Origin of the sequence: Paraburkholderia tropica (assembly GCF_014171495.1) — a bacterium.
Taxonomy (GTDB): Bacteria; Pseudomonadota; Gammaproteobacteria; order Burkholderiales; family Burkholderiaceae; genus Paraburkholderia; species Paraburkholderia tropica.
The window spans coordinates 99,323-115,138 of sequence record NZ_CP049138.1; the positions used below are offsets into that span (position 1 = coordinate 99,323).

Below are 15,816 nucleotides of genomic sequence, written 5' to 3' on the forward strand. Positions count from 1 at the left end.
GAAAATTCAAGCTCGTAAAGCTCTCGTACATTCGATGCGTATGCACCTGGAAGGATATTCCCCCGGGCGCTGAGGGCTTTTTGCTTCTAAAAAAGGGACGCCGCGGGCGTCCCTTTTCTTTTTTGGAGCGGCAAATAGATTCACCGTTACATCACAACGCCGATTTACTATGTGAACGACCGGCCACATCTAGGCCACGCCTACGCCAGCGTACATGCCGACATCATGGCCCGCTACCTTCGGGCCGCTGGGAATAAGGTGTTGCTGCTCACCGGCGCGGACGAGCACGGAGAGAAAATCGCCAAGGCTGCGATGTTGGCCAACGAAGCGCCTCACGCGTTCGCAGAACGCCATGCGCGGACGTTTGAAGAAGCGTGGCGGCGCTTGGCCGTAGAACCGGACCTGTTCGTTCGCACCACCGCGCCTGCACACGCCAAGGTCGTCTCTGATTGCCTGACGCAGCTCTTCGAGGCGGGCGAGATCTATCTCGCCGACTATGAAGGGCTTTACTCGGTCGGCCAGGAGCGCTTCGTCACGGACAAGGAACTGGTGGACGGCAAACTTCCCGAGGACAAGGAGCCGCCTGTGGTGCGGCGCGAACCCAACTATTTCTTCCGCATGGAGGCGCACCGCGATTGGATGCGCCAATTATTGCTGGACACACCGGATCTGATTCAGCCTGCGCAATACCGCAACGAGATTTTGAAGCTACTGGAAGAGCCAATAGGTGATCTGAGTATCTCGCGCCCCGTGGATCGGCTCGACTGGGGCATCCCGATTCCGTGGGATGCCGAACATGTTACCTACGTCTGGTTCGACGCGCTGCTCAGCTACGTTTCGCCGCTCGGCTATCCCGAACAATCCGTCTTCGGTGATTACTGGCCGTCGGTGCGGCACGTAATCGGCAAAGACATCCTGCGCACGCACACACTATTCTGGCTGAGCATGACGCATGCGCTGGGAATCGCGCCGTATCGACGCCTGCACGTTTCCGGGCACCTGCTCGGCTCTGATGGTCGTAAGATGAGCAAGTCGCTCGGCAACGGTGTCGATCCGCTAGAGGCGGCGGACACGTACGGCGTCGATACACTGCGCTACACGCTGATCCGCGAGGTCAGCTTCGGCTTTGACGGGATAATTAGTAACCCCGTGATTGAACAGCGGCTAAACCGAGACCTCGCCGACGACTTGGGCAACCTTGCTGCCCGTACGCTTGCCATGGTGATGAGGTACCGCGGCGGATCAGTGCCTGCACCGAAGGGTAACGAGGCGTCCGAAGATGCGATTATCGCGCGGGCGAGCGAGTTGCCAAGCGCCGTTCTGGCGCTGGTCGAAGAGATGAAACTGGGCCGTGCTGCGGAGCGGGTTATGGAGTTCGTTACAGAACTAAACGGCTATGTTGCGAGCAGTGCGCCATGGGCGCTGGCGAAAAAGACCGGTGCGGCCGACCGGCTGGATACGGTGCTCTATACGCTGTTGGAAGCGCTATACAGTGTTTCCAACCTGCTTTCTCCAGTGATGCCTGGCAAGATGTCTGAGTTGCGATCGTTACTCGGAGCCTCCGCTGAACCGTGCTGGAACTTGCCTTGGGGCATTGGCGTGAAACCGGGAAGCAAAATCAAGGAGGGCATTCTATTTCCAAAGCGGATGAGCACAGATACCGTAAAAGCATGAACAACCGTATGACGATGACGGCGAACTTCGAACACGTTGGCCGAGCATCGTCACGTGAACGTCCGCTAACGGGATCTTTGAAGGTCCGAGAAGGGTCGCACTCAGCCGTTCGCTCAGCATCGATGTTGTTTTGATTCATGCAAAGCGCATGAGGCGGTAGGCGGCCATAAAGAGACAATAGCTTCCCGAACACGAACGTCGGCTGATTGTACTAAACCAGTCCGTCACTCTCATGTCAGTGGTGCCTCATCAAAGGTTGAGGATACGTGCATCATTTGGGTAGAGGGGATCTCTGCTGAATCATGCAAAATAGTCGGCATCCGGGATGCGGGGGCCAGTTGTGGGCGTGAACTTTGACTTGAATGACTTGCAGGCGTTTCGCGCGGTGGTGGAGCTGGGAAGCTTCCGAAAGGCCGCGGAGGCGGTGAGCATATCCCAGCCAGCGTTGAGTCGCCGGATCGACAAGCTCGAGGAAGCGCTCGGCGTGCGTCTCTTCGAGCGCACCACGCGCAGCGTCACCCTCACCACCGTCGGTCGCGTGTTCGCCCAAAGCGCGGAGCAACTGCTCGATGATCTCGACGTCGCGCTGCTCGGCATTCGCGATGTTTCATCGAGCCGCCTGGGCCATGTGACGATCGCGTGCGTGCCTTCGGTGGCGTATTACTTTCTGCCGAGCGTTATCGCGAGCTATCATCGCCGCTTTCCACGCATCCGGGTCAAGCTGCTCGATTCGAGCGCCAACGAGGTGCTTGGCGCCGTCATCAGCGGCGAGGCCGATTTCGGCGTGAGCTTCATGGGCAGTCAGGAATCCGAGATCGAGTTCAAACTGCTGCTGCAGGAGCGGTTTGTTGCTGCCTGCCGCCGTGACCATCCGCTCGCACGCAAGAAGCGCGTGACCTGGGACGAGCTCTACGAACACGACTACGTCTCGGTCGACAAGACGTCCGGTAACCGCCTGTTGCTCGACCAGGCGCTCACCGCCGTGGCGCCGCGAGCACCGAGCGTTTGCGAGACCCGGCACGTCACGACCATGCTCGGGTTGATCGAGGCGGGGCTCGGCGTCGCCGCCGTGCCGTCGATGGCCATGCCCGGACATGACCACCCAATCCTCACTAGCGTGCCGCTCGTCGAGCCGGTGGTGAAACGACGCGTGGGAATCGTAAGACGGCGAGGACGGCCGCTCACACCGGCCGCACAGGAGTTTCACCGCACGATCATCGAGACGAAGCGCGCCGGCGTCGCACGCAACGATGCCGTGGACAACAGCGCGACGACGACCGCGAAAGCCAGAAGGAAGACCGCATCGTGAAGTTGGCTGAGACAAGCCTTCCCATACCTCTGCCTCAATGCGCGGAGACGGAATCTAGCCCGGTCGCTCTCACTTCGGGTTGCACATCGGGCGATGCGAGATAGTCGAGTAGCGCCTTCGCTTCCTTCGGATGCTGCGCGCCCACGGGAATGCCGCCGGCAAAACGCGTGACGGATTGCAGAGACTCGGGAATCTTGCCGACGAACGTGGTGCCATGGACGGGCAGCAATTCGCTCACCTGCTGGAAGCCGATTTCGTATTCGCCGTTCGCCACCACCGACGCCACGGGAATGCGCGGGATCATCTTCGCCTTCGACCTGACCTGATCCTCAATGCCGAGCTTGCTGAACAACTCTCGCTCGATATAGACGCCGCTCGCGCTGTCCGAATAGGCAATCGACTTCGCATGCAGCAAGGTCTGCCTGAGGCCTTCGGCCGAGCTGATGTCAGGCTTCGCCGCACCTTCACGCACGACCATGCCGATGCGCGAATCGGCCAGCTCGACCCGGGATCCGGGGATGACCTTGCCTTGCTTGATCAGATCGTCAAGTGCGTAGCCGACCATGATGACAACGTCCGCAGGTTCGCCGCGATCAAGCCTGTTGGGGATCGCTTCGGGCGATTTTCCCATCGAGGGGCCAAGCGCGGTGTCGAGCGTGTTGCCCGTTTGGGAAGCGAACCTCGGGCCGAGCACCCTGTACGCGGCGGTGAAGCCGCCCGAGCTCATGACGTGCAGGTCGGCAGCCTGTACGTTCGGCGCAGCGGCCGAGGTTGCGACGAGCGCTGCCGCGCAAAGTTTCAGAAGCAGGTTTCTCATGGTTGTGGTCGTACAGGGTTGCGATGGGTCCGGGGGAAGCACATCAGCGCGCTGGCGTCAGTGTCACTGCGCGGCGGCGATAGAGTGCGAACGTCGCCAAAAGGGCGCACGTCGCGGCGAGGCTCATCCAGTAGCCGGGTGCGGCCTTGTCGCCGGTCATATGAATGAGCGCCGTCGAGATCGCGGGCGTGAAACCTCCGAACACGGCCGTAGCGAGGCTGTAGGCGAGCGAGAAGCCGGCAACGCGTACCTGCGCCGGCATCACTTCCGTGAGCGCGACGACCATCGCCCCATTATAGATTCCGTACATGAACGAGAGCCAAAGGAGGACGAGCAGCATGTTCACGAAGCTTGGCGCGTGAGCGAGCAGCGACAGCGCCGGGTAGGCGGTCGCGATGGCGAGCACCGTCATGCCGACGAGGAGCGGCCGGCGGCCGATCCTGTCGGAGAGCGCGCCGCCGATCGGTAGCCACACAAAGTTCGACACGCCGACACACAGCGTCACGAGCAGACTGTCGGCGGTGCTAAGGTGCAGGACTGTCTTGCCGAAGGTCGGCGCGTAGACCGTGATGAGATAGAAGCTCGTGGTTGTCATCGCCACCAGCATCATGCCGGCGACGACGACAGCCCAGTTCTGGACCAGCGTGTCGAATACTTCCTTCATGCCCGGACGATGCTGGCGCGCCTTGAACTCCTGTGTTTCCTCCAGATTGCGACGCAGCATGAAGACAAACGGCACAATCATGCAGCCGACGAAGAACGGTACGCGCCAGCCCCACGCGGCGATGGCCCGTGCGCTCAGCCATTGGTTGAGCGCGAAGCCGAGGCCCGCGGCGACGACAATCGCGACCTGCTGGCTCGCGGACTGCCAGCTCGTGAAGAAGCCTTTTTGGCCGGGCGTGGCCAACTCGGCGAGATACACCGATACGCCGCCCAGTTCGGCGCCCGCCGAGAAGCCCTGTAGCAGCCGCCCGAGCAGCACGAGCGCGGGCGCGAGAAGTCCGATCGTCGCATAGCCCGGTACGAACGCGACCAGGATAGTGCCGCTCGCCATGATGGAAAGCGTGACGATGAGGCCCTTGCGGCGGCCGACGTCGTCGATATAGGCTCCAAGCACGATCGCGCCCAGCGGCCGCATCAGGAAGCCGGCGCCGAAGACCGCGAACGTCATCATCAACGAGGCGAACTCGCTCCTGGCGGGAAAGAAAACGTTGGCGATCTGCGTGGCGTAGAAGCCGAACAGGAAGAAGTCGAACTGTTCCAGGAAATTCCCGGCGGTTACACGGAAAACCGCGGCGGCCTTTGAATGAATGGTCGAAGGGCTAGACGACGGGTGCATCGAGGTGTCTCCTGAATTCCGGAATATGCGCGGCGTTCCGGTCGATCGCGGTTTTGGCAATGTTCGTCCGGAGCCAGCGAAACGATAAGTGCAAATTTCGGAACGATTGATGTTCTGTCGTTATCAATCGAGTCTGACGAAACCACAAAGCCTCGCAGCGCGAGCACGCGGCGGCGACCGCCAGAGGCCCTTTTTGTCACGCCACAAAGTGGCATGAGGAAGCGGCCGTGCGCGTGTCCATGCTGCGTCCGCGGCTCCGGTGGCAGTGCTCGTATCTTGACAAACGATCGAATGCTTTACCGGGAGTCGGCTTTGGAGCGCACATGAGACACTCGAGGGAAAGCGCTGAAGGTCGGTAACGGGCGGAACTCGGCCAAACTCGGACATTGGTGGCGGTAACGGGACCGGCCGCACCCCGACCAGAACCAGTCGCTCAGCCTCTGCACCCGATTCGAGCTGGGGGGTGTTCGATGTCAGGTTGATCCCGCTCGCAGTATTCGCTTTTAGGTCAAGATCTTCTCGGAATCAGCCAATGGCGCACAATGCGACTCGACGGCTCAGCGTACATTCGCGCGATGAATACGCTCAGACAGGTAGAAAGCAACAGATAGCCGACCAGAACCACCAGTTTCTCGTCACCCGCCACGCCGGAAGGCGGGAAAATCGTGCGCAGCAGGCCCAGCACGATAAGGTGAAACAGATAGAGTTCATAGCTAAGCCTGCCGAACCCTTCTAGCACTGTGGACACACGCGTGCCTCGTACTTTTGATTCGTCCAGCCGATCACTCGCGCCCAGTAGCAAAACCGCAGTGCCGAAGGCCATTGCCGTGACACCGAACACGTTGCTTTCGCGGATCGGCCAGTACAGATAGACAAACGTCATGGCCAGCGCCGTCGGCCACGCCAGCACGCTCCACGCGCGGCCACGCCACACGTCGCGTCTTGCTAGCAGCGCCGCGCAACATCCGGTGGCGATTGCGTCGAAGCATGCGAAATACGCGTAGAGATAGCCACCCTCGTCGCCTTGGTGCAGGAAACGGTAAGCCGGACCAACGAAAATGCATGCGAGCCAGAAAGCAACGAGCTGCGCCTCCCTGCGAAACGCGAGACAAAGCAGAGGAAACGAGAGGTAGAACACCTCCTCGACGGAAAGCGACCACAACACGCCGAGTGCATAGTTGGTCCATCCGTGCGTCCCTATGAGCATGTTCATCCAGAACGTCAACGAAGCCAGGTTCACAAGCCAGAATGAAACCGGCGTGCCGGCCGGCGAGTGGTTCTGGAAGATGGCAATGCCAGCCATTGCAAGCGCGTTCACCACAGCCAGCAGCAGCAACAGGCACGGAACGATGCGCGCGATGCGCAAGCCGTAGAACACCCTGACATCAACATGACCGAGTTCGGACCAGCGGCGAGTTGCGTTCGCCGTTATCAGATATCCCGAGATCACAAAAAACATCGTGACGCCATAGTTGCCGTTTCGTGCAACAGCCCGGACCGCTTCCCAGCCGAATACGCGCGACAGAAAAGTGTCGTCGAGCCGATAGGCGATATTGAAGTGGTGAAACAGTACGAGCAGGATGGAAACGCCACGGAGTAAATCGATCTTCCGGTTTCGCGTGGGGGCCTCGGTCATGCCGCGCTCGTGGCCCACTGCACGAACGCCGTGCCCGCTGCGCGCAAAACGGCCTCGCGCGCTTCCATGCTGACGCCAGGCGCATCGTAGTAGGCAGCAACGAGCAACGGCGCGCGCCCGGGCGGGCGCACGAGCGCGTAGTCGTTGGTCTCGCTTTCGACGCTGGTGCCGGGCCGGTCGGCGGCCTGCCAACCTGCGGGCAGCACGGCGCGAATCCGGTTGAGCCCCGGCTTGCAGTCGGCCATGCCGCGCTCCAGTTGTGCGCGAGAACTGGCGCTCAGGGCATCACCAAGCAGAAGGCGCTGCGCCGTGGTGGCGATGGCCTTCGGCGTCGTGGTGTCGAGCACGCCGCGATAGCGGTTCGACTCGGGCTCATAGCGGTCCGAGCGCGTGACTGTATCGCCGAGTCCGCGCACGAACCGGGTCAACGCCGCGGGACCACCGGCGCTGCGCATCAACAGGATAGCGGCCGTGTTGTCGCTCTCCACGAGGACTGCCCGGCAGAGCGCGTCGATCGACAACGCACCCCGCGCGACGTTGGCCTTGGTCACAGGCGACGTGAAAACAAGATCCTTCTCCGTGTAGTGAACGAGCCGATCGAGCCGCTCTGCGCCGCCATCGACGCGGGCCAGTATCTGCGCTGCGAGCAATCCCTTGAACGTGCTGCACATCAGGAAGCGTTCTTCGGCGCGGTGGCTCAGTGTGCGGCCCGAGCCGGTATCGATCGCAAACACACCGAGGCGGCCTCCATTGCGCCGCTCGATATCGGAGAATGGTGAATCGGCTGCACGCAATGCGGGAGCCACGCCCATGCCGGCGAGCAGCGGTAAACCAATCAACAGCTTTCGACGCGTGATCGAGTGAGTCAAGGTCAGGTCCACTTGGACAGAGTGAGGAAACGCGGTGAGCGCGCCGAACGTCAAGCCAGCTTGTGGGCGAGCAGGAGGCGACGGATGTTGATCGCGTCGCGCGCAGGGAACGCAGCCGGCCCGGCGTCCAGAAACACCATCGTGACGCTGTCCCGAACCGAGCGCAGCCGCATGATCAGGCAACGTCCGGCCGCGTCGGTATAGCCGGTCTTCGACAAGGCAATGTCCCAGCCCTTTTGCCCGACGAGCGGATTCGTGTTCTGGTACTCGACGAGCTTGCCGTCGACGTGTTGAGCGGCGAGAGGCCGGTTGGCTCTTCGATCGTCGTGTGCTTCAGGCCGAGCGCAGCAATCTTGGCTCGCATCGCGGCCTGGAACGCCGGGTAGCCGCCGGGATAGTCATGCGCCAGCGCATATGCCGCGCTGTTATTCGACGACATCAGAGCGAGTTGCAGCACTACATGAAGGGGCAGACTTGCGCCGACCGGCAATCCCGTGCGGCTGGGCCGCAATGCTTCGGCGTCGCTGGCGTCGATGCGAATGGTCCGGTTCATATCGGGCCGGGCATCGAGCACGACCATGGCGGTCATCAACTTCGTCAACGATGCGATCGGCACGATATCGTCCGGGCGCTTCTGGAACAGGACATGACCGGATTTGTCGTCGATCACCACGACGTGGCTCGATGCGAGCAACCCGGCAGGCACGATGCCCGCCGCGGGTTGCGACACGGGCACCTGCCACAGTGTCTGCGCCGTCACGCACAACGCGACGAAGCAAACCGTGATGGCCGGGACGCACGCGACCCAGTGCGGCGAGGGCGGGACGGGGTGGCAGAGGCGTTTGATGCGGTCCAGCAACTGGCCGCCCCGCGCCGATTGCGCGACTCGCGCGTATCCGGCACTCGACGATTGAAGCGCGTCGAGCTCCTCGAGCGCAAGCGCCAAACGCCGAGGGTTTTGAATGAGCGTGCCGGCTATTTGATCGGCGACGCATTCCCGCTCGATACGAATCCGGTGCGACAGCCACCACACTGCCGGATGAAAAAACAGCAGCGCCTCGATCACGCTTTGCAGCAGATTGACCAGATAGTCGGCGCGCTTGATATGCGCGATTTCGTGGGCAAGCACCGCTTCGAGCAGATCGGGTGGCATGCGCGTCAGCAACGCAGCCGGAACAAGCACGAGCGGTCGCCACCAGCCGATCGTCAGCGGGCTTGCGAGATGCGTTGCCACGCACAGCGTCACCGGACGCGACAGCCCGCAACGCACGGCAAGCGCCGACATGTAGTCCTGCCACCGGGGATCTGGCCAAGCGGGAAACGCGTGTCCGATCCGACGTACCCACAGCAAGCCGGCGGTCAGCCGGCACGACATGGCGGCGACACCGACCAGCCATGCCGCAACCAGCCAGGGCAGGACGTTCTCAATCGTGAATGTATCGCGTGTGTGCTTCGTTGGCACGATGAGAGAATCGGTCGCGCGAAACCAGCCAGATGGCCGCGACGCCGCTTCGATACCGCGGTACGCATCGAGCACTGGTATCGCGAGACACAAAAGAAGCGAAAGGCAGAGGAGCGCATAGCGACGTTGCGGACTGGCGTTACGCATTAGCCGCAACGAGAGCGCCGTTGCCACGCCGATCAAGGCACCCTTCCATGCGAAGCAAATGAGCGCCCAGCCCAATGCCTGAACAAGCGTCCAGGCAAATGGGCTCATCGCTTATCTCCATGGAGAAATTTGCGAATTTCCTCTCGTTCCTCCTGACTAACGTGCTTGCGCAAAGCGGCCATGACAAGTGCCTTGCCCGAACCCGAGAACGCCTTGTGGATCAGTTCCTTCAGCAGGCTGGTTTGCAGCATGTTCTGGCTTTGCGCGGGCGCGTAGACGTGGGAACGCTCACTTTCGTCGCGCGTCAGCAGCCCCTTCGCATGCATGACCTGCATCTGGCGCAATACGCTGGCATAGGTAACGTCCGCACGTTCCTCATGCATGGCCTGATGGACCTGCTTGACGGTGGCGGAGCCGATTGGCCATAGAACCCGCAGGAGTTCGAGTTCAGCCGCAGTCGGCCTGGTCGCGGCAGTAGCTTTGGTCATGACGACACCTTCGAGCAGAGACGGGATGACGTAGAGTAACTTGTCTAGACCAAATTGTCTACGCAGACGTGGTCGTGTCCTCACGGAGATCTTTGCCCAATCGGCGATTCGTTGTACCCTCGCCATTCGTTCGGCGATTTCAATCCAAGCCTCACGTTTTCCGCAAAGTCGTCGTAAACCCGCTTACAGGACAAAGAGAGAGGAACGAATGAGCGCGCCAATTACGTTGGCAAATTCGAACCCGGTGGCATTGGGCCAAAGCCAACTCCCGCTGGGTTCTCCCGGGTTGATGCAGTCTTCGCCAGCCACGCAAGCGTCGCCGACGCAAGTTGCTGTGACTGTCGTTGACCCGTCTGTGACAGCGGCTCGCGTTGCAAAGTATCTGGATGCTTTGGGCGCCCCGTTGAAAATGGGAAACGACGCGCGGAACATCGCTAACGCCCTGACGTCCACAATGCAGTCAGTCCTGTCGCAGAGGCCGGACCTCGCCAATGCCCACTTTGATTTCCATTCGAGCAACGGCTCGATCGAGGTCACGTCCAAGGACCTTGGCGCAAACGATATAGCGTGGCTTCAAGGCATGCTTAACGGAAACGCTTCACTCGTCGCTTCGGTTAACGCTTTTCATAGTGACGCGGTTAGCGGCTATGCAAAGTGGTCTGAAGCGGATGGAACGCCGCTCACCGCATCCCAGTCCGACGCGGTTAGCGAGAAAGCGGACGCGCTCGGAGGGTTTATGTCGCTTTTCCAGTCGCTTGGGCAGGATGCGCAAAAATATCAGATGAAGGACGGCGATTACAAGCTGGCCGACGGGAGCAAGATGGATCTCGGCCAGGATCCGACCACCGCAGCGGGCTTTTTGCTGTTCGCGAAGAGTGCGCAGGCTGCTGAAAATGGTACGTCGACCTTCGTTTCGACATCGGGCAATACGCTTTTCGGCGGCCGGATGAGTGTCTTTCAGAATACTTCGGTGATCCCGAATTTCTTTCCGCCTTCTGGGACCAAGTCATTGGGATTTTCACAGACGGCCTGAGCATCGCGGCCCACGCATCGAGGTAGGCATCTCATCTATGATGTTGCACGGACAACCGAGGGGCGCTTTGACCTTTTGGTAACGGCCCTTGGTTACCCGCTCGATTGAAGCCTGTCGGGCCCGCTCCTGGTTCCAGAAAAGATGGTTCTCGAAGCTGATTGTCGCTCGATAAGGAAATGAGACGACGTGAAGAGACGTTGCCTGCTAAAGGGTGTTGCCGCTCTGCCATTGCTTCCCACCGCCACTATCTTTGCGGACGTGGCTCCGGTCGTGGCTGGAACACACCGCATCCGGCCTGTGATCCTGCGTGGCCAGAAGCAGAACAGTGGCAGGCGCTGAGTCGCGCAGTTGGAGGAAGTTTGTTGCGTCCCACAACCATCTGGCAGATCTGTGCCGAAACGCCGGGCGCGCCCGATTGTCTTGCTCGCCTCAAAGAGGCGCGAAATCCGATCGCGCTCGGCGACGATCCTGGCGGCACCCAGATCTCAGGTTGGCTCGACGGATGGACGCCCCGTGCGAGCGCCTACGCAGTGGCCGCCCGTTCTACGGCGGACGTGGTTTCCGGCATCGATTTCGTCCGCCGACATAATCTGCGTCTGGTGGTGAAAGGCGGCGGGCATAGTTACCTGGGCGCCGAGCGAATAAAAAGCGGGTTAGCATTACTGCCAGAGCCGCACGGGCATGGAGTGGGCCATGCCCTGGGCGATTTCGACACTCTCTCTTTCCAAACACGAGAGCGATCGGCTTTGCGAGTCTCCTTGGTTCATCTACGCGCTGAGCTTAGACATTAGGTCTTGCTCCGTTGCGATGAACCATACTGACTTCCCACTGTTCGATTCGAGAACGAACTCGCGGAACGCATTGCTGCGTGCAAGCCATTCGTCAATGTTGCCAACCACAGCGATCCTGATACCGTAGTTCATCAGCTTTTGCAGGAAAGCGCCGGCAAAACCACTGTCGAGCCGGTAGAATTCGTGATGCAAGGATTGCGCGCGGACAACGAGATAGTCCGCCCGATGCCGTCGCGCCAACATGATAAGGTCCAACGCGTCGTGCTCCTGCTTGACGGGACTCGCGCATTCGCTCTGGATGAGTACGCGGTGGCTGCCGATCAGCGTCAGACGATAGTCCACGTTTGATTACCCCGTCGGATGAAGAAACCTAAGCAGGCTTTCGCGCTGCCCGCGGATGAAATGGTATTGATCGGCAAGATATCGAACCTCTACCTTCGGTGCGACTTGCCTGAGACGTCGGACCGTGTCGCTCGAGTCGAGCATCACGTCGCGCCCGCCGACAATGACGAGCATAGGGACACACAGCGTTTGAAGCACATCGTCGCCAAACACGGGGATAACTTCGAGGCGCGGACGGAAACCGTGGTCGATTGCCTCCATGAGCGAGGCGGCGTCGCGTTCTGCTGGCGTGGATACAGGCGGAAGACGGCCGAGTACACGTTCTCGGACATACGCGCGCCCGATGCCGCCAAGAAGCAAAAGTGGCAACGCCCACCACAGGAAGCGCTTTTGCCTGCCAATGCCTGGCGGACAAAGCAGCGCGAGGCGCGACACGCGGGCCGGCTGGCGGGACGCGAAATCGAGCGCAAACCAGGCGCCAAGAGAAATACCGACGAATGCGGCTTGTTCGACTCCCAGACCGTCGAGCACGTCGCTCAGCCATTGCGCATGCAAACCGCCTGCAAGCGGGAGACGCGAAGGCGCGCTTGGCCCCGCTTCTCCGATCACGTCTATCGCGTAGAGACGCAAATGTCTGGACCAATCGACCGCACAGTGTTGCCAACTTGCCGCAGTCGTCTGAGACCCGTGGATTAGGACAACGGGCGGAGCCGATTCGGGGCCGCAGACGACGACATGCGTAACGCCATGGCGCGTCGGGATGTTGATACGCGAATGTGAGTCCGGCCAGTGCGAAAGCGCTGCTTCATACGCGGTCTGGATCAATTGCGCTTGACGCGCAGACCGATAGATCGCATTCATGTTTCAGCTTGGGCCACGATAGTTTCGAGCGCGGACATCAACGACGCCGTGTCGCCAAGTGTGGCCGCGATGATGATCTTGATCTGGCTCGATACGGGATCAAAAGCGACATCGACGCGTAGAGGATCATGATATGACCCTCGACTCAATGTCATCGCGTGCAGTGATTTCGACAGGTATTGTTGCATCGATGGAGACCCTTCAGGGATGTCGACGATGCTCGTAACGCGCACTATACGCGGCGCGTCCGATACGGGTCGTATTCGCACGAATTCGAGCAAATCAGCATTGAGGATGCGATAAGCGCGACCCACCCGGGTCGCGCGCAACTTGCCTTCGCGAATGAATCGCAGGACGGTCTTCGGGTGTATTCGAAGGGACGCAGCGACGTCTTCAACGGTATGGAACATGGCGGCCCAAAGAAGCGTTCATATTCCCTATTATTCCATGATTAACGTCACAACAGGGAATAATGTGGGCGGGAAGCCCGAACGAAAGGCCGTGTCACGTGTGAGCTAAAGTCAGTTCGCGGAGCGCGCCGTGCGCATCGGAACCTTGAGCGACTGTTCTTTAGGTGCCTCGAGACATACGAGCAGCGACCTTGACCGACGGCTTCGGGTCGTTTATGCCCTTTGCATGAAAGGCCGTGCCCGCGGCGATCACCGCGCTCGGCCGTGGGGCGCTAGCCGGCCAGGAGCGGACCTTCGACGGTGCGGTCCTAATCGACGACATACATGACCTTAGTCGGCTATCGGTACTCATATGCCAATGATTACCTGCCGATTTTGTTCGCAGATGCGCCGCACAGCCTCGATATCGTGCGGCGTCGGCAGCTCAGCCATCGCGCGAAAGAATGCGTCATGACCTGCCGGCGCGGATATCAGCAGCATGCGCGCGTCGGTGTCCGCCCGATTGGCGAAGCCGTGCACGTCGCCGCGCGCGACCGTAGCGACTGCTCCCGCGGATATTGTCTGGACGGTCTCGCCGATCTGGAACTCGAGCGAGCCCTCCAGGACCACAAAGGTCTTCTCCTCGTCGAGTGAGCGATGCGCAGGTGCGCCGCCGCATGTTCCAATTCGCATTTCCATCACAGTGTATGGAGCGCCGATATCGCCCGTCTCTGTGTCGACCCTCCCGGCGATAACTCGGGTCTGCATGTTGGCGAAGGACAGTACTACGGCGGGCGTGAAGATGGCGGATTTCATGGAAGTCGTGACGAGTGGTGAGAAGCGCCAGTCTGCGCCCTCGCGGAGCCTTCGATAAGACCGCTAGAATGGCGGCTTCCGCCAACGGGATGGACAATGGATATCAATGGCTCGCTGGCTTTCGTAGCCGTAGTAGATTGCGGCTCTTTCGCCGCCGCCGCGCGCGAGCTAGGTGTGCCGCGCTCGACCGTCAGTGCCCGCGTTGCCGCATTGGAAGCGCGACTCGGAGTGCGTCTGCTGCGACGCTCGACCCGCCGGATTGCACTTACAGACGAAGGCGAGGCATGGCACGCCAGCGTTGCGAGTGCCATTGCGACATTGCGCGCCGCCGAGCAACGCGGCCTCACCCGAGGCGAGAAGCTGTCTGGCACGATCCGCCTGAGCGTGCCGCTCGACTTCCCCGACACCGTGCTAGCCGATGCCATCTCCGCCTTCCTCGACAGCCACCCGCGAGTGCGCGTCGAGGTACACGCCACCAACGAGGTAGTGGATTTCGTCGGTGACAAGTTTGATCTCGCGATACGCGGAGGCAAGCCGGGGAGCAGCGATGCAGTCGCCCGGCGCATCGCCAGTTTCCGCATGGCCGCGTTTGCCAGCCCGGCATGGCTCGCAAGACGCGGCGTTGGTGATCGCGCTGACCACGCGATTTCAGTGCCCGATTCATTCGCGCAACTCGACTTGCTCGCTTTTTCCCCCAGCGACGATCGTACCGCAGGCGCGCAGGCGAGGGTCGTGGCGAACAGCTTTGGTTTGCTGAAGCAAATGGCGATACGCGGCAGGGGTGTGGCGACCTTGCCCGCGCATCTGTGCGCGGACGCGATTGCCGCCGGCACTCTCGTCGAGATTGACCCACCCTTGCAGGACGCCACGCAACAGGGTCTCTACCTCGTTTACCCATCGCGGGGTGACATGAGCGCCCGAGCGCGCGCTTTCGCGCAACACCTTGGCGATACGCTGGAACGAAACGCGGTGGCAGGGCGAGGCAACCGCTAGGGGCGGTTGGGACGACAACGCGGAACTTGCACCCCGGGCACTGTCAGGTTGCTGGAGGTGTGGCAGTAGAATGAAGCGATGAAGAAGACGAAATCGCTTTATCACGGCCATCGCTTCCCCGCTATCGTCATCAGCTGCGCCGTTCGCTGGTACTTCCGGTTCAGCCTGAGCCTGCGCGACATCGAAGAGTTGTTGCTCGAGCGTGGTGTCGTGGTCACATACGAAACCATCCGTTGCTGGTGCGACAAGTTCGGCGCTGGATTCGCTAAGTGCGCCAAGGCGGCGCGGCGCAAGCCAGCCAACACCTGGCATTTAGACGAGATGTTCGTGACGCTACGCGGCGAGCCGTATCTGTTGTGGCGAGCGGTTGACGAGCATGGTGCTGAACTGGACGTGCTGGTGCAAAAGCGGCGCGACAAGGCTGCGGCAAAGCGCTTCTTCCTGAGGATGCTGCGTTCAAACCCGGTGCCGCGCAAGATCGTCACCGACCAGTTGCGCAGCTATCCGGCGGCGAAGGCTGATATCCCTGAGCTTGCTCGGGTGAAGCACGTGTTCGTCAAAGCGGCCGCACGGGTAAATAACCGCGCCGAGAGCAGCCACCAGCCAACCCGTAGGCGCGAACGCCAGATGTGTGGCTTTCGCGATGCGCGTCGCACGCAGGCTTTTCTTTCATGCTTCGGCCCGATCCGTCAGCACTTCGCGCTTCCAAGGCATCAGATGAACGCTGCACGTCATCGTGCCATACTTCAAGAACGCCTCGGCACATGGCGCGCTTGGACTCTTTCCGCCGCAAGCGAGACCGTTATCTGTTAAGGATAACTACGCGCGTGACGCACAGTTGCCCACAGCC

16 protein-coding genes are annotated in these 15,816 nt (G+C 60.8%); 5 read left to right on the forward strand and 11 right to left on the reverse strand.

Going from position 1 to position 15,816, the window contains the following annotated elements; genetic code table 11:
• Positions 1-150: 150 nt before the first annotated feature.
• Together metG and G5S35_RS37560 are read left to right on the forward strand one after the other, a co-directional pair.
• Entirely contained in the window at positions 151-1,674 is a 1,524-nt protein-coding gene (gene metG / locus G5S35_RS37555) for a methionine--tRNA ligase (RefSeq protein WP_420874566.1), read from the forward strand.
• A gap of 340 nt (positions 1,675-2,014) precedes the next feature.
• Positions 2,015-2,983 carry a LysR family transcriptional regulator gene (locus G5S35_RS37560; RefSeq protein WP_074987097.1) on the forward strand — a complete coding sequence of 323 codons (969 nt, stop codon included), beginning with the start codon at positions 2,015-2,017 and terminating at the stop codon, positions 2,981-2,983.
• Between the two features lie 34 nt (positions 2,984-3,017).
• Here the strand turns inward: G5S35_RS37560 and G5S35_RS37565 are convergent, their stop codons facing one another.
• The 7 genes from G5S35_RS37565 to G5S35_RS37595 all read right to left on the reverse strand — a co-directional run bounded on the left by G5S35_RS37565 (position 3,018) and on the right by G5S35_RS37595 (position 9,741).
• Complete coding sequence (locus G5S35_RS37565; RefSeq protein ID WP_110329218.1) at positions 3,018-3,800, reverse strand: substrate-binding domain-containing protein; 783 nt, start codon at positions 3,798-3,800, stop codon at positions 3,018-3,020.
• A 43-nt stretch (positions 3,801-3,843) separates the two neighbouring features.
• Complete coding sequence (gene tcuC / locus G5S35_RS37570) at positions 3,844-5,139, reverse strand: MFS transporter (protein WP_074987099.1); 1,296 nt, start codon at positions 5,137-5,139, stop codon at positions 3,844-3,846.
• 508 nt (positions 5,140-5,647) lie between these two features.
• Entirely contained in the window at positions 5,648-6,775 is a 1,128-nt protein-coding gene (locus tag G5S35_RS37575; RefSeq protein ID WP_183040777.1) for an acyltransferase family protein, read from the reverse strand.
• Entirely contained in the window at positions 6,772-7,644 is an 873-nt protein-coding gene (gene bla, locus G5S35_RS37580; RefSeq protein WP_237182022.1) for a class A beta-lactamase, read from the reverse strand. The genes G5S35_RS37575 and bla overlap by 4 nt, the downstream gene beginning before the upstream one ends.
• Before the next feature lie 50 nt (positions 7,645-7,694).
• A complete protein-coding gene (locus G5S35_RS40140; RefSeq protein WP_272904533.1) occupies positions 7,695-7,862 on the reverse strand; it encodes a hypothetical protein in 168 nt (55 codons plus the stop codon).
• Positions 7,820-9,361, reverse strand: a complete 1,542-nt coding sequence (locus G5S35_RS39865) for a M56 family metallopeptidase (protein ID WP_272904534.1) — start codon at positions 9,359-9,361, stop codon at positions 7,820-7,822. The genes G5S35_RS40140 and G5S35_RS39865 overlap by 43 nt, the downstream gene beginning before the upstream one ends.
• The gene (locus tag G5S35_RS37595; protein WP_074987102.1) at positions 9,358-9,741 is read right to left on the reverse strand and encodes a BlaI/MecI/CopY family transcriptional regulator; all 384 of its coding nucleotides are present in this window, start codon (positions 9,739-9,741) and stop codon (positions 9,358-9,360) included. Before G5S35_RS37595 ends, G5S35_RS39865 begins: the two co-directional genes overlap by 4 nt.
• A 208-nt stretch (positions 9,742-9,949) precedes the next feature.
• Between G5S35_RS37595 and G5S35_RS37600 the strand changes: the two genes are divergently transcribed.
• Positions 9,950-10,774, forward strand: coding sequence for a hypothetical protein (locus G5S35_RS37600; protein ID WP_183040778.1), 825 nt, complete (start codon positions 9,950-9,952; stop codon positions 10,772-10,774).
• A gap of 767 nt (positions 10,775-11,541) precedes the next feature.
• On the opposite strand, the gene G5S35_RS39870 is transcribed toward G5S35_RS37600, so the two are convergent.
• The 4 genes from G5S35_RS39870 to G5S35_RS37615 all read right to left on the reverse strand — a co-directional run bounded on the left by G5S35_RS39870 (position 11,542) and on the right by G5S35_RS37615 (position 13,973).
• Entirely contained in the window at positions 11,542-11,907 is a 366-nt protein-coding gene (locus G5S35_RS39870) for a DUF4180 domain-containing protein (RefSeq protein ID WP_237182040.1), read from the reverse strand.
• A gap of 6 nt (positions 11,908-11,913) precedes the next feature.
• On the reverse strand, positions 11,914-12,768 hold the full coding sequence (locus G5S35_RS37605; protein WP_237182041.1) for an alpha/beta fold hydrolase: 855 nt from the start codon (positions 12,766-12,768) through the stop codon (positions 11,914-11,916).
• Positions 12,765-13,178, reverse strand: coding sequence for a helix-turn-helix domain-containing protein (locus tag G5S35_RS37610; protein ID WP_183040828.1), 414 nt, complete (start codon positions 13,176-13,178; stop codon positions 12,765-12,767). The genes G5S35_RS37605 and G5S35_RS37610 overlap by 4 nt, the downstream gene beginning before the upstream one ends.
• A gap of 348 nt (positions 13,179-13,526) precedes the next feature.
• A complete protein-coding gene (locus tag G5S35_RS37615) occupies positions 13,527-13,973 on the reverse strand; it encodes a cupin domain-containing protein (protein ID WP_074987105.1) in 447 nt (148 codons plus the stop codon).
• 96 nt (positions 13,974-14,069) lie between these two features.
• Here G5S35_RS37615 and G5S35_RS37620 point away from each other — a divergent pair, with 96 nt between their 5' ends.
• Both G5S35_RS37620 and G5S35_RS37625 read left to right on the forward strand, forming a co-directional pair.
• Positions 14,070-14,966 (forward strand): LysR family transcriptional regulator, encoded by an 897-nt coding sequence (locus G5S35_RS37620; protein ID WP_183040829.1) that lies wholly within the window; start codon positions 14,070-14,072, stop codon positions 14,964-14,966.
• A 78-nt stretch (positions 14,967-15,044) separates the two neighbouring features.
• On the forward strand, positions 15,045-15,779 hold the full coding sequence (locus G5S35_RS37625) for an IS6 family transposase (protein WP_183040830.1): 735 nt from the start codon (positions 15,045-15,047) through the stop codon (positions 15,777-15,779).
• Positions 15,780-15,816: the final 37 nt, after the last annotated feature.

Excerpts from the sequence above, each read along its gene's own strand:
- G5S35_RS37565 (WP_110329218.1), bottom strand. The coding sequence starts at position 3,800 with ATGAGAAACCTGCTTCTGAAACTTTGCGCGGCAGCGCTCGTCGCAACC.
- tcuC (WP_074987099.1), bottom strand. The coding sequence starts at position 5,139 with ATGCACCCGTCGTCTAGCCCTTCGACCATTCATTCAAAGGCCGCCGCG.
- G5S35_RS37575 (WP_183040777.1), bottom strand. The coding sequence starts at position 6,775 with ATGACCGAGGCCCCCACGCGAAACCGGAAGATCGATTTACTCCGTGGC.
- G5S35_RS39865 (WP_272904534.1), bottom strand. The coding sequence starts at position 9,361 with ATGAGCCCATTTGCCTGGACGCTTGTTCAGGCATTGGGCTGGGCGCTC.
- G5S35_RS37595 (WP_074987102.1), bottom strand. The coding sequence starts at position 9,741 with ATGACCAAAGCTACTGCCGCGACCAGGCCGACTGCGGCTGAACTCGAA.
- G5S35_RS37600 (WP_183040778.1), top strand. The coding sequence starts at position 9,950 with ATGAGCGCGCCAATTACGTTGGCAAATTCGAACCCGGTGGCATTGGGC.
- G5S35_RS37605 (WP_237182041.1), bottom strand. The coding sequence starts at position 12,768 with ATGAATGCGATCTATCGGTCTGCGCGTCAAGCGCAATTGATCCAGACC.
- G5S35_RS37610 (WP_183040828.1), bottom strand. The coding sequence starts at position 13,178 with ATGTTCCATACCGTTGAAGACGTCGCTGCGTCCCTTCGAATACACCCG.
- G5S35_RS37615 (WP_074987105.1), bottom strand. The coding sequence starts at position 13,973 with ATGAAATCCGCCATCTTCACGCCCGCCGTAGTACTGTCCTTCGCCAAC.
- G5S35_RS37620 (WP_183040829.1), top strand. The coding sequence starts at position 14,070 with ATGGATATCAATGGCTCGCTGGCTTTCGTAGCCGTAGTAGATTGCGGC.
- G5S35_RS37625 (WP_183040830.1), top strand. The coding sequence starts at position 15,045 with ATGAAGAAGACGAAATCGCTTTATCACGGCCATCGCTTCCCCGCTATC.